Source organism: Bacillus sp. FSL K6-2841 (assembly GCF_037976435.1).
GTDB classification, from domain to species: domain Bacteria; phylum Bacillota; class Bacilli; order Bacillales; family Bacillaceae; genus Bacillus; species Bacillus pumilus.
Window position 1 is genome coordinate 2,080,466 of sequence record NZ_CP150266.1, and the last position, 13,474, is coordinate 2,093,939.

At 41.7% G+C, this 13,474-nt stretch carries 13 protein-coding genes; 1 reads left to right on the forward strand and 12 read right to left on the reverse strand.

The window, feature by feature from the left end; translation table 11 throughout:
- The first annotated feature begins 27 nt into the window (after window positions 1-27).
- Entirely contained in the window at window positions 28-1,602 is a 1,575-nt protein-coding gene (gene serA / locus MHH68_RS10420; RefSeq protein ID WP_058014789.1) for a phosphoglycerate dehydrogenase, read from the forward strand.
- 35 nt (window positions 1,603-1,637) lie between these two features.
- On the opposite strand, the gene MHH68_RS10425 is transcribed toward serA, so the two are convergent.
- From MHH68_RS10425 to MHH68_RS10480, 12 genes are all read right to left on the reverse strand, one after another.
- Window positions 1,638-2,282 (reverse strand): M23 family metallopeptidase, encoded by a 645-nt coding sequence (locus MHH68_RS10425; RefSeq protein ID WP_169057071.1) that lies wholly within the window; start codon window positions 2,280-2,282, stop codon window positions 1,638-1,640.
- 101 nt (window positions 2,283-2,383) lie between these two features.
- On the reverse strand, window positions 2,384-3,493 hold the full coding sequence (locus tag MHH68_RS10430) for a sigma X negative regulator (protein WP_339162950.1): 1,110 nt from the start codon (window positions 3,491-3,493) through the stop codon (window positions 2,384-2,386).
- Window positions 3,405-4,013: an RNA polymerase sigma factor SigX gene (gene sigX, locus MHH68_RS10435; RefSeq protein WP_003215976.1), complete on the reverse strand. Its 609-nt coding sequence runs from the start codon at window positions 4,011-4,013 to the stop codon at window positions 3,405-3,407. The genes MHH68_RS10430 and sigX overlap by 89 nt, the downstream gene beginning before the upstream one ends.
- A gap of 202 nt (window positions 4,014-4,215) precedes the next feature.
- Window positions 4,216-5,997 (reverse strand): ATP-binding protein, encoded by a 1,782-nt coding sequence (locus MHH68_RS10440; protein WP_061408400.1) that lies wholly within the window; start codon window positions 5,995-5,997, stop codon window positions 4,216-4,218.
- Window positions 5,994-6,716: a response regulator transcription factor gene (locus MHH68_RS10445; protein ID WP_339162953.1), complete on the reverse strand. Its 723-nt coding sequence runs from the start codon at window positions 6,714-6,716 to the stop codon at window positions 5,994-5,996. The genes MHH68_RS10440 and MHH68_RS10445 overlap by 4 nt, the downstream gene beginning before the upstream one ends.
- A gap of 87 nt (window positions 6,717-6,803) precedes the next feature.
- On the reverse strand, window positions 6,804-7,982 hold the full coding sequence (gene ccsB / locus MHH68_RS10450) for a c-type cytochrome biogenesis protein CcsB (protein WP_339162955.1): 1,179 nt from the start codon (window positions 7,980-7,982) through the stop codon (window positions 6,804-6,806).
- Window positions 7,966-9,645: a cytochrome c biogenesis protein ResB gene (locus MHH68_RS10455; protein WP_339162958.1), complete on the reverse strand. Its 1,680-nt coding sequence runs from the start codon at window positions 9,643-9,645 to the stop codon at window positions 7,966-7,968. The genes ccsB and MHH68_RS10455 overlap by 17 nt, the downstream gene beginning before the upstream one ends.
- Before the next feature lies 1 nt (window position 9,646).
- The gene (locus tag MHH68_RS10460; RefSeq protein ID WP_058014783.1) at window positions 9,647-10,177 is read right to left on the reverse strand and encodes a thiol-disulfide oxidoreductase ResA; all 531 of its coding nucleotides are present in this window, start codon (window positions 10,175-10,177) and stop codon (window positions 9,647-9,649) included.
- 90 nt (window positions 10,178-10,267) lie between these two features.
- A complete protein-coding gene (rluB, locus tag MHH68_RS10465) occupies window positions 10,268-11,002 on the reverse strand; it encodes a 23S rRNA pseudouridine(2605) synthase RluB (protein ID WP_061410248.1) in 735 nt (244 codons plus the stop codon).
- Window positions 11,003-11,139: 137 nt separating this feature from the next.
- Complete coding sequence (locus MHH68_RS10470; protein WP_058014782.1) at window positions 11,140-11,676, reverse strand: spore maturation protein; 537 nt, start codon at window positions 11,674-11,676, stop codon at window positions 11,140-11,142.
- A gap of 4 nt (window positions 11,677-11,680) precedes the next feature.
- Window positions 11,681-12,268, reverse strand: coding sequence for a nucleoside recognition domain-containing protein (locus MHH68_RS10475; protein ID WP_012010425.1), 588 nt, complete (start codon window positions 12,266-12,268; stop codon window positions 11,681-11,683).
- Window positions 12,256-13,407, reverse strand: coding sequence for a D-alanyl-D-alanine carboxypeptidase family protein (locus tag MHH68_RS10480; protein WP_339162964.1), 1,152 nt, complete (start codon window positions 13,405-13,407; stop codon window positions 12,256-12,258). Before MHH68_RS10480 ends, MHH68_RS10475 begins: the two co-directional genes overlap by 13 nt.
- Window positions 13,408-13,474: the final 67 nt, after the last annotated feature.

Consider the following 13,474-nt stretch of genomic DNA (forward strand, 5'->3'; position numbering starts at 1 on the left):
ACGTTTATTTTAGGAGGAAATCTTACGATGTTTCGAGTATTAGTCTCAGATAAAATGAGCAATGACGGTCTTTTACCACTTTTAGAATCAGATTTTGTTGAAATTGTCCAAAAAAATGTAACAGAGGCAGCAGATGAATTACACACATTTGATGCTTTACTTGTCAGAAGTGCGACGAAAGTAACCAAAGAGCTTTATGAAAAAATGACTTCATTAAAAATTGTCGGCCGTGCCGGTGTGGGAGTAGACAATATTGATATTGATGAAGCAACCAAGCATGGCGTCATTGTGATCAATGCACCAAACGGTAATACGATCTCCACAGCTGAGCATACATTTGCGATGATCTCTTCACTCATGCGTCATATTCCACAAGCCAACATTTCTGTGAAATCAAAAGAATGGAACAGAGGTGCATATGTTGGTGCTGAGCTTTATGGAAAATCTCTTGGGATTGTTGGACTTGGCAGAATCGGAAGCGAAATTGCCCAGCGCGCAAGAGCATTTGGCATGACAGTCAACGTATTTGACCCATTTCTGACAAAGGAACGTGCAGAAAAAATCGGTGTCAATGCCAAGTCACTTGATGAAGTACTCGAAGTATCAGATATCATCACTGTACATACCCCGTTAACAAAAGAAACAAGAGGGCTTCTCAATAAAGAAACAATTGCAAAAACGAAAAAAGGCGTCCGCCTAGTGAACTGTGCACGCGGTGGTATTATTGACGAGCGTGACCTTCTTGAAGCGCTTGAAAGCGGCCATGTTGCAGGAGCTGCACTCGATGTATTTGAGGTAGAACCTCCTACTGATAATCCGCTTGTAGATCATCCGCTCGTCATTGCGACTCCGCATCTTGGCGCATCGACGAAGGAAGCACAATTAAATGTAGCGGCGCAAGTATCTGAAGAAGTACTTCAATTTGCAAAAGGACTCCCTGTTATGTCATCTATTAATCTACCAGCGATGACAAAAGATGAGTTCAAAAAAATTCAGCCTTATCATCAGTTTGCAGGAAAGCTCGGACGTCTTGTCTCTCAATCAATGAGAGAACCGGTAAAAGAAGTAGGCATCTCTTACGAAGGCTCTATTTCAAAACTCGAAACATCCTTTATTACAAAAAGTCTCCTGTCAGGCTTTTTAAAAGAGCGTGTTGATTCGACTGTAAATGAAGTCAATGCTGGAATGGTGGCAAAAGAACGCGGCATTAGCTTTAGTGAAAAGATTTCTTCCAGCGAATCTGGTTACGAAAACAGCATTTCTATTGAAGTTAAAGGCGACCTTTCAACCTTTACTCTAAAAGCAACCTATATCCCGCATTTAGGAGAACGCGTTGTTTCCATTAATGGATTTAATATTGATTTTTATCCAGATGGACACCTTGTCTACATCCAGCATACTGATGCACCTGGTGTGATTGGAAAGGTTGGACAAATTTTAGGCGACCATGATGTCAACATTGCGACAATGCAGGTAGGACGTAAAGAAAAAGGCGGCGAAGCCATCATGATGCTTTCTTTCGACAAGCATCTTGAGGACGAAATTGTCAAAGAATTAACCGAAGTGCAAGATATACTTTCTGTGCGTCTGATCGACCTATAAAAAATCATGATAAACCTCATGCAAATGCATGAGGTTTATTGTTTTGAAATCATTAAACGATCTCCCGTTCGGATGAGATGAGTAGACAGCTCATTGATCTTTTTCAATTGTTCCACAGTCATCTCATGCGCCTTTGCAATCGACCAAAGGGTATCTCCTTGTTTAATGAGATATGTATTGTTCTCTTGTCCGTTTACATGTAGAGCCGGCTCTTGGAAGCGATCCATTGCAATGATTGTGAGTGGATCTACCGCATCTTCTTTGCTGGCTGACCAATGACCCCTGTGCACCTCAAAATGCAAATGAGTGCCTCTAGACGCCCCTGTGTTGCCGATAATGCCAATTGGCTGTCCTGCTTCTACATGGTCACCCTTTTTAACAAAACGCTCATGTAGATGTGCATAGACAGTTTCATATCCATTTGGATGCTGGATAAACACAACCTCGCCATATGTAGCAGATACATACGAACGTGAGACCACACCTTCACTTGCAGCAAAGATGGATTCTCCTTCTGGCGCAGCTATATCTAATCCCATGTGCGAGCCGCCTCTTGTCCCAAACAAATCCGTGACTTCTCCTTTTATCGGCTCCACCCATTCGCTTGTTTCCTGTGCATGAGCAAAAGGCGAAAAGATCATCAAAAAACAGCTGGCACATATGAAGCAATACCTTTTCATCAGTGACTCCCCTTCTTTGAGGTTCTTTTTATGACAGCTTAGTATACAGCAAGGAAGCTATTTTCTATACATCAAAAAAAGAACGCAATTTCTCGCGTTCTTTAACGGTCTTTTATGACAACTGGATTCGGCAGAGCCGGCACCTCTATCGGTTCTTCTAATTCATACGGCCCCACTTGATCTGTTCCTGCCTGTTGAATGGTAACCTCTGTAAAACCAAAATCTTTTGCTGAGAGCAGCAGACCTTCAATGAGTAAAATATGATCATTTGAGTCCGATAATCGCGCTGATGCTCCAAACGTAATGGTCACATGTTTTCCTTTAGACGTCACTTCTTTAATCGGTTCGTCTTTAATTAATGGATCAAGTCCTGCATCGCTTGTACGCTTCATGGCTTCTACCGCATCTTCATACGATGAATAATGCGCTTTTGACGGCACCAAAAAAGTCCCGCTCTTATTCTCTAAAACATAATAAGCGTGCTTTGTTTGTTTTTCAATCGATATTGTTCCAACGCTTCCATTTGCTCCTAGTTGAAGGTGAGACCCTTTGGCTGTCTTGACTTGCACCTGCTTATATTTGCTCCATTTTAGCGTTTCTTTTACCATATCTTTAAACCGGTTGGCTTCTTTTAACGTATCAAGGGACAAATCACTTTTTAATTGAAAAATAAGTGTATCCCCTTTTTCGCGAAGGTCCACCATATCCATATAAGATTGAAGGGGCTTTGTCATTTCAGGCAGCTGCACCTGTTCATATGTGTTCACCATATCCTGCAAATGATCATACCCATCCTCTTTTTCAATGCTAATTGGAACCACTTGAGAGGTCGATTCATCTATGTATGCAATGGTCATATACTTTTGCTGCTGCTTATAAGAAACAACGTGTGAGGGCCCATCAGTCTGCTTGACCGCCTCTAATGTGGCGTTCACCTGACTTTTGTCAGCACTTGAATCCATTTTCATTTGCTGTTGATGATCTTGAGCAGCCGGCTGAAATAAATGAGGAGAAATTAAAAACGCCATAAATAAAACCACAACGGTTGCGACCGCTGGACCGATCCATTTGGCACTTTTCTGTTTCTGCCCGCTTGCCATCAGCATCTTCTGGTATATTTGCTTAGATGAACGGTTGTCCTCCACCTTTGGAAGCTGACTTAGTAACACCTTGATTCGTTCTTCGCTCCAATCGGACCTGTTCGTTTTCATTCACTAGCTCCTCCTTCAAAAGCTCCATATGTTTTCGGAGCACTTTCAGGCCTCGGTGCTGGGTTGTTTTGACTTTGCTTTCCGAGAACTTTAGCGCCTTTGCCGTCTCCATGATTGAGTAGCCCTGGATAAATCTTAAAATGATGACAGCTCGTTGATCAATCGTGCACTGATCAAGTGCGGCATAGATTTCTTTTACATTTTCATCCTGCACAGCCAGTTCGTCCGGGAGCAAGTCTGGGTCCTTTACATCCTGCTTATCCCAATCAAACGTGCCGAGTACCCGTTGTCTAATGGTTTGCTGTTTGCGAAACCAATCAATTGCCACATGCCTTGCAATCGAAAACAGCCATGTTTTCTCGCTGCTTCTTCCTTCAAAAGTTTTATATGAGTGAAGTACCCGGATGTAAACCTCCTGAACGAGATCCTCTGCCTGATTTTTATCTTTAACCATATAAAATAAAAACTGGTACAAATCTTGATGGTACGAATCATATATTTTTTGAAAGGTTTCATGCATAGGAAACCCCTCCGTTCACTTATTTTTGTCGAGTGACTCTTACAAAACGTTACATTACAACTTTATGACAAATATATTACAAGTTCGACAATTTTGAAAGGGCTTTTTGTTTAACTTCTCCTTAAAAATATGAAAATAAAAAAAACACTTCTTTTTCTTTCGAAAAGAAGTGTTTCTCATGTAACAAGATTCTTCGTCAGGATTAGACGAGTTCCTGCTTTTTTCTCGGAATATAAAAGGTAAAGTGTGTACCTGTACCCGCTTTGCTATGTGCATGAATGGAGCCTTGATGCGCTTCTACGATGTTCTTCACAATCGCAAGACCAAGTCCAGTGCCAGAACGCCCTCTTGTTCTTGCCTTATCCGCTTTATAGAAACGTTCGAAAATAAATGGCAGATCCTCTTCTGGGATTCCGCTTCCTGAATCTTTTACATCCATTTTCAGACCGCTTTCCACCGATTGAACCGAGAAGTGAACCTCTCCGCCCTCTGGTGTATGACGAATGGCGTTATCAATAAGATTCGTAAACACCTGCTCAATCTTATCTGGATCGAGTACAAAGTGGGGTTCATCCACTTGAATGTCATATGTGAGATCAACTTGCTTTTCTTTTGCAATACCGAGAAATTTGCGGTAAATCTTCTCGATCAGCTCTTCTGTATCCGTTGATTCAAGATTCAGTGTAATATGGCCAGCTTCCATTCTCGCTAGGTCTAGAAGATCGTTCACAAGACGTCCCATTCGAAGCGATTCGTCGTAAATAATTTGCGCAATCTCTTTCTTTTCCTCTTCTGAGCCTGCAATATCATCTACAATCGCCTCACTATATCCTTGCAGCATAGCAATTGGAGTACGAAGTTCATGACTGACATTGGCAATGAAGTCTTTTCTCAGCTTATCAAGTCTTCGTTCCTCTGTCATATCACGAAGGACCGCAACTGCTCCCCTAACGTCCTGCTGATTATAAAGCGGAGACATGAGAAGAACCCAAGTACGCCCTTGCAGCGTGACTTCGATCATTTGCTCTTTTTCCGTGCTGACGGCTGTATGAAACAGTTCTCGCGCTTCTGGAGGCAGTTCATCTCCATCTTTGATCTTCATATTTTGCTCGTAATACCATGCCTGCAAGAATCGTTCTGCAGGAGGATTCGTCATGAGGATCGTTCCATCAATATTGATGGTGATGACACCATCAGCCATACTGCTTAAAATATTGGACAGATGCTCTTTTTCTTGATTTAAGGCTGTGATATGAAATTTAAGCTGCTTGCCCATTTGATTAAAGGCGATGGCCAGTTCTCCAATTTCGTCTTGCGTTAATATAGGAATCTTTGTATCAAATTTCCCTTTCGCCAGATCCTGTGCTCCCTCTTTCATCTTTCTAAGCGGATAGGTGACACGTGTTGATAAGAAGAAAGCGAATATAGTGGTCAGAACAATGGCAATTCCGGCTGCTAGGAAGATATAACGCGTCGTATGTTTTGTTGTTTGCTCTACAGCGAGTAATGATTGAGAAAGAAAGACCATGCCTTTTTTCCCGTTTGCCTCAAATGGAACACCGACGACAATTCGTTCATCTTTATGATTGCCTGCATTTGGTTCTGCACGTTTACTGATTTTTTTACGATTTTTTAGCGCTTGATTCAAATCACTGTCTGCTTCAATTTGTTTCTTTGTAATCGCAGGAAGCTTCCCGTCTTTTTCAGACGAGTACCACTCTAGCCCGTCCTCTTGGATAATCGCAATACTCGTCAATTTGTCAGCAAGCTCTGATGTAATCGACCTTGCGAGCGATTGATCGTCATGGCTTTCTAAAATGACCGCCACTTTATTTGCCATTTGCGTTAAATCTGACTTTGCTTCTTCTACATGGTAATTTTCAATGAACTCTAAAAGAAGCACGGTTAAAATAGATAAAACGATGAGGACGAGGAAGAGAATGGTTAACCATAGCTTTCCAACGACACTTTTCCACAGTTTCATTCAGCGCCGACCTCAAATTTGTACCCGACACCCCATACCGTCACGATTTTTTTCGCAGCTTCTGGTGACACTTTATTCAGCTTTTCCCGTAGTCGTTTGACGTGGGTATCAACTGTTCTCAAGTCTCCAAAGAATTCATACTGCCATACTTCTTTTAACAGCTTCTCTCTGTCATAAACCTTATCCGGTGTTTTCGCAAGGAAATATAAAAGCTCATATTCCTTCGGCGTGAGACTGACTTCTTTGCCATCAGCTGTCACTCTATGCGCATCGTGGTCAATTGAAAGATGAGAAAACACAAGTACATCTTTTGTTGTTGTCCCAGTATTGAGATAAGACGTTTGAGAAGATCTTCTGAGCAATGCCTTCACACGTAAAACAACTTCACGCGGGCTAAAAGGTTTGACGATATAGTCATCCGTTCCTGCTTCAAACCCTTGCACGCGGTTGGTCTCTTCTCCTTTTGCCGTCAGCATAATGATTGGAGTTGCTTTTTTGTCTCGAATTTGATTACACACTTCGATCCCATCTGTGCCAGGCATCATTAAATCGAGCAAAATGAGGTCATAATCTATTTGGAGTCCTTTTTGAATGGCCTCATCTCCATTTTCAGCTTCATCAATTTCATAATTTTCACGTTCTAAATACATTTTTAAAAGGCGGCGAATTCTTGCCTCATCATCTACGACTAATATTTTCGTTTGAGTTGTGTGTTCCATTAGACAATCCTCCTGCTTTCTCCGTTGTTACATTCATTTTAACAAAAAGCCGAATCGATTCATAAAAAGTTGGCCTTTTTCATGTGATTAAGCGTAAGAATGAAGCCCTGCAATCACGAGATTGACAAAGATGAGATTAAACATAATGATGGCGAATCCGATGACAGCTAACCAAGCGGACTTTTCGCCATGCCAGCCCCTGGATAAGCGAAGATGAAGGTAGGCTGCATAAAAGAGAAACGTAATCAATGCCCATACTTCCTTCGGGTCCCAGCCCCAGAACCGAGTCCATGCAATTTGCGCCCAGATCATTGCAAAAATGAGTCCGCCTAACGCAAATACAGGGAAACCAATGGAAACAGCTCTGTATCCAATTTCATCGACTAAATCTAGGTTCACCTGTTTCACGAGCGGTTGAAGTAGAGCGCTCAGTCGTTTGCGAATGATCAACCGAATCAGCCCATACAAGATCAGCCCCGTGCCGAATGACCATAACACCGTATTGACCTTTCTTCCTGAAAAAACAGGCGGCAAATCAACAAACGGTTCCAAACGATCTTGCGTCACAAGCTCTCCTTTATGAGGTCCAACTAGAGCTGGCAGCTCATAGACCATCACACTTTCCTCTTTATTTTTATCGACCCAATTAAATTTCGCTTCGTATCCTGTCATTCTAAAGATGGACGTGACTGCGATAAATGCAAGTGTCACAATAATCATAAACATGACAAGCTCTAAACCCAATGTCTTCTTACCTGGTTTAGTTTGATCGACATGCTTTAATAAGAAGATGACACCCGCCACAAAGCTGATGGCTAAAATAGCTTGCCCTAGTGCTGCTGTTGTCACGTGAATATAAAGCCAATTACTTTGTAATGAAGGAATTAGCGGTGATATATCAGATGGGAACATGCTTGCATAGGCAATAATCAATAAAGCGATTGGAAGTGTAAATAAACCAAGTACCGACACTTGATACACAAAATATAAAATGATGAATGCGAGCACAAGCATCATGCCAAAAGCCGTTGTGAATTCAAACAAATTACTGACTGGTGCATGACCTGACGCCATCCATCTTGAAATAAAGTAGCCAAATTGACTTAAAAAACCGATGATGGTGAGCGTAATACCGATAAGTGCCGCCTTATTTTTGCGCGGTCCATCAACTTTCTTTTTTCCTTTAATGGCACCACCAAAAAAAGGAACTGCCGCTAAATACAATAGAAAAGCTGCAAATAACAGGTTTTCACTGACTGCTGCCATCTAATCCTTCCCCCTTGCTTTTGCTGATACTTGTTGTATCAGGCAGTTCTTTTTGATCAACTGGCTGTTTGATGCCACTGTCACTTAGGATCACGCCAAGATCAGACTTTAAGCCAAACCAGTTTTTGTTTGTGTGTCCTGCCACGAATACTTTTCCATCCTTTGCAGATAGCCAAATTCTTCTATGCTGCCAATACATCCCCTGCACGACACCAATCATGAAGATGATCCCGCCTACAATGAGCACCCCAAGAGTTAAATCTTTTCTCACCGTCAATCCCGTGACGTTTTTGGTTTCCACTCGATCAAACTTCATTTTATATAGGTTGTTATCAGAACCCTCAACTGTCTCTTGAATCGCCACAAAGCTTTTTTCACCTTTAGGCTTTTCAGGAGAAACCATTTCAAACACGAAAGCAGGATTATTCGGATTCCTTGTTTTCGTACTTGGCGTTCCATCATCGTCAAAATAAAAATCAGGGAGATAGCTCATTACTTTGACTTTGTAACCGCTACCAAGATCATATTCTGACTTAGGCTCCAGCAGATTAATCTTCACTGTTCCGAAAGATTTTTCAGTATCTTTACGAATCAGCTGAAAGACCATTTGATCGAGTTCATTTTGTTTAAAATCCACTTGATATAATGAGAAATGATCAAACTTGAGCGGTTCGTTCACTTTAATATCGTGTTCTGATACCTGCTTCAGCTTGGGCTTTTCACCAAACACAACTTCCCCTTCACGTTTGTATAAAGTGGCATCGGTTTTATAACTTTTCACTACTTGACCGTCGCCAGCTCTTTCAATCGCATTCTCAAACACTTCTTTTTCATTTTCAGTTTCATAGCGGTCAATTGAAAACGCATTATTTTTCAAAAAATATTGACCATCTGTGCCTGGAATTGGGGCAGTTTCACCCTCTCTAACCCACAGCGTTTCATCCACATACATGCCTGGGACAAACCGGAGCATTGATCCAATGAGAAAGATGATTAATCCAATGTGATTGACGTAAGGGCCCCAGCGTGAGAAGCGGCCTTTTTCCGCTAAAATATGTCCGTTTTCCTCTCGTAATCGGTAACGCTTTTGTTTCATTGCTTTCATGATGCCTTCATATGTATGCTGATCTAACGTTTTGTCTGTCTCACTGAACAGACGCTGTCTTCTCATAAAGCCTTCTTTTTTGATAACCCCTTGGTTTTTGAGTGCTCGATAAAGAGGAATAACCCGATCGAGACTGCAAATGACAAGGGAGATTCCGATGGATGCAACTAGAGCTAAAAACCACCAAGAATTATAAAGATCATGGAATCCAAGTGTGTAATACAGCTTGCCAAACGACCCATATTGCTCTTCATAGTAGGTGGAAGCAGATGCACCTGGCGGAATAAATCGCTCCTGCGGAAAAATCGTTCCTAATGAGGAAGCAAGCAGTGTAATGACAATCAGCCACACACCCACCTTAACGGAAGAAAAAAAGTTCCATACTTTATCAACAATCGTTTTGTTGTATGTTTGCGAGCGTCTCGCACTGCCGTCGTATCTCATATCAAGCAGCTTTGAAGAGTTTTTCTCTTTAGCCGCAATAGGATTCCCGCAGGATTCACATAAAACAGTACCGATTGGATTAATATGTCCACACTCGCATTTTACCTCTTTCATTCTATGACCCCTTTGGTTTAATCAAATTCATATATTCATAGACATTGCGTTCTGTCATGGTTCCCTTTATGACTTTGATTACCTTGCCTTCAGGATTAATTAAAAATGTGGTTGGCAGCGGCGTAATATCATATGCCTCTGTCACTTGACGATCTTTGTCCATGGCAACAGGAAAATTCACGCCATAGGATTCCATAAAATTTTTCACGGCAATATTGGATTCCCCAACATTCACTGCAACAATTTCCACACCGCGATCCTTGAACACTTCATATTGATTTGCCATGTAAGGGAATTCTTGTTTACACGGACCACACCAGGTCCCCCAAAAATTAAGAAAGACGCCTTTGCCTTTTAAGTCCTTTAGTTCAATCCGTTCCCCATCCACAGATTGAAGGACAAAGTTTGGCGCAATAGATCCTTCTTTCACCCGATCCTGTTTGGCAAATACTGAGTTATACATGGTATAACATAATGCAGCAAGCATCACGAGGAGAATGCCCGTCCGTATGAAAAACCGTCTTTTTTTCATCTGAAGTACCCCTTCCCCATAGACATTCAGGTAAATTATAGCATTCTCCTTCTTTTGATGCTTCTTCATTTTTTGAAGTTTATGTGAAAATTAAAAAGCGCTTTTTCCGTGATCCGCAATCGCTCTCAGACGCTTCACTTCATGTGGAGACAATTCTCTGCGGTCTCCTGGTCTCATGCCTTCAATATGAAGGAACGCATATTGCTCTCTTTTTAGCTTTAGCACATCATGACCGATCGCTTCAAACATGCGGCGCACTTGTCTGTTTCTGCCTTCATGAATGGTTAATTGAACAATAGATGTCTGCTTTCGTTTATCAATCGAAAGCATTTTCGCACGGGCAGGTGCAGTTTTTTTATGATCTAACATAATCCCTTTTTCTAGCTTTCTCAGCAATTCCTTTGATGGGATTCCTTTTAGCTTCGCTGCATATGTTTTATCAATTTCGTATTTCGGATGCATGAGCTTATGGGCAAATTCCCCGTCATTTGTAATTAAAATCAAACCGCTCGTATCATAATCTAACCGGCCGATTGGATAAAGGCGCTGCGGGATGTCATCAAAGAAATCTGTGACCACCTTCCGTCCTTTATCATCCTCGGCAGCTGAAATGACGCCGCGCGGTTTATAAAGCATAAAGTAAACCGGTTCTTCTCTTTCAAGCTTTAATCCGTTGACTTCAATTTTATCTGAAGAGCCCACTTTTACTCCGAGCTCTGTCACTGTTTGACCATTAACGGTAACTCGTCCTTCTTTAATTAATTCTTCTGCCTTTCGTCTTGAAGCGACGCCGGCATGTGCAATTACTTTCTGTAAACGTTCCATTTTGTCTTTCACCTCATGTACTATCTTACTTGCTTGACTTAAAACAAACAAGCATTCGTGGAAAAATAAGCGATTCGTCTGTTTAATTTCAGCTAAAAAGCAATTTCCCATCCATTGAAAGACAAAAAAGCGCCTCTTTAGGCGCCGCTAAATAACAAACTGACAATGATGACAGATGCAATGATTCCAATGAGGTCCGCTAACAGACCTACTTTCAGCGCATCTCCCATTTTTTTAATACCGACTGCCCCAAAATAGACCGTTAAAACGTAGAGAGTGGTATCAGTTGACCCTTGCATGACAGCTGCGAGCTGTCCGATAAAAGAATCTGGTCCATATGTCGCAATGAGGTCTGATGTCATCCCAAGTGCAGCTGTGCCAGATATCGGACGAATAAACGCAAGCGGCACTACTTCTGCCGGGAAGCCGATCGCTGTAAACACGGGTTTTAACAGGCCCATGACAAATTCAAGAGCACCAGACGCGCGGAATATCGTAATAGCCACGAGCATGCCGACTAAATAAGGAATGATTGAAAAGGCAATTTGAATACCCTCTTTCCCGCCCTCGACAAATGTTTCATAGGTCGGTACCTTTTTAATGGTTCCCGCAATTAAAATTCCTGCGATGATCAGTGGGATCAAAGCAAGTGACAGCCAGTTAATAAATGACACGAGATCACCCCCGCCTGCTTCTGCGATAGTGGAAATAGCGATCAATGAGAATGGCACCAATGCCTGAAATGAGTGTCGCCAAAATGGTTGGCCCTACAATGTCTGTTGGCTGATCTGCACCATAGGTCATTCTAATCGCAATGACGGTTGTTGGCACGAGTGTGATAGAGGATGTGTTGACCGCTAAAAATGTAATCATGGACCGGCTTGCTTCATTTTTCCCGCCGTTTAATGCTTTCATCTGCTCCATCGCCTTAATCCCAAGCGGTGTGGCGGCATTCCCGAGACCAAAGAAATTCGCCATCAGATTGGACAAAATATATCCCATCGCAGGATGGTTAGGCGGAATATCAGGAAATAGCTTTGAAATAAAGGGACGGCACAATTTACTAAAGAAATTTAACAAACCTGCCTCTTCTGCAATCTTCATCAGCCCGAGCCAAAAAACGAGGACACTAATCAGACCAATTGAAATGGTCACTGCTTCCTTTGATCCCTTAAATACAGCTTCGTTTACTTCCTCCATCGTTCCGTTGAACATCGCATACACAAGACCGATGACAGTGAGGAATACCCAAATTAGATTGACCATGAAGATCCGCCTATAGATGTCTGAAAGACAGACTTAAACATTTCTTGAAAGCTTTTTTGTGGCATTCGATTTCGTTTATTTTCATAAAAAATCGGTACTTGCTCGATCACCTGACCATCTAGTAAAAACGTCATTTTCCCTACAACATCCGGGATGGCTTCGGCGTTTTTTTTCCACTTTTTTTGAGGAGTAAGCATTTCCGTTTCAATTTCTACTAGCTTTTTCTCATCTTCATTTAAAAAATAGTCCACATCACGTTTGATAAATGCTTTTTTTTCGTAAAAGGTTCCCTTTAATGAAGCGAGTCTTCCTTTTTCAGCAAGTACGTACGTTTTATAGTGATCAAATGCATATTCAAACATAGAGATATGATCCTTCCAATCATCTGGCGCATTAATGGTCACAGCGATCAGCGCCGCATCTCCTTTTGTAGCTGTAGAGACAAGTGTGCGTTTCGCAAGCTTCGTATATCCCGTTTTCCCTCCAGTAGAATATTCATATAAACCAGTAAGGAGCTTGTTTTTATTTTTCCAATAGCCCTCCATCGTTTTTGCTTTATAGAAAGTCGTGCCCGCAATTTTTTGATATTGTTTATGCTCCATGGCGTATTTTGTTAAGATGGCCATGTCATAGGCTGATGAATAATGATGTTTATGATCATCCAGTCCATGCGGATTTTGAAAATTCGTATTCTCCATTCCTAGTTCAGATGCTTTTTGATTCATCATAAAAATAAATCCTTCTAAGCTGCCGCCCACATGCTCTGCAATGGCAACAGCTGCATCATTTCCAGAACGCAGCATAAGCCCGTATGTCAAGTCTTCTAGGCTCACCTTCTGCCCTTCTTTTAAATAAATCGATGAGCCCTCTGCTTGAATCGCGCGCTTTGATACTTTGACGGTGTCTTTCATTTTCCCTGATTCAATGGCTAATACCGCCGTCATTATTTTTGTAATACTGGCGATTCTTCTTTTTTCATGCTCGTCCTTTCCAAATAGGACTCTGCCTGACTGTCCATCTATTAAAATGGCGCTTCTTGCACTCACCGATAATGACATATCTGCTTTGGCATGTGAGGAAAAGGGCAGTAAGAGTGTAAATAGAAGAAGGACTGCTGTTCCAATTTTTAAATAGGGCATGTTCATTCACGTCCTTGTCCGTTTTGTACAAGTGTATGCGCGGCTGAAAAAGTTATGATGCCTCGTC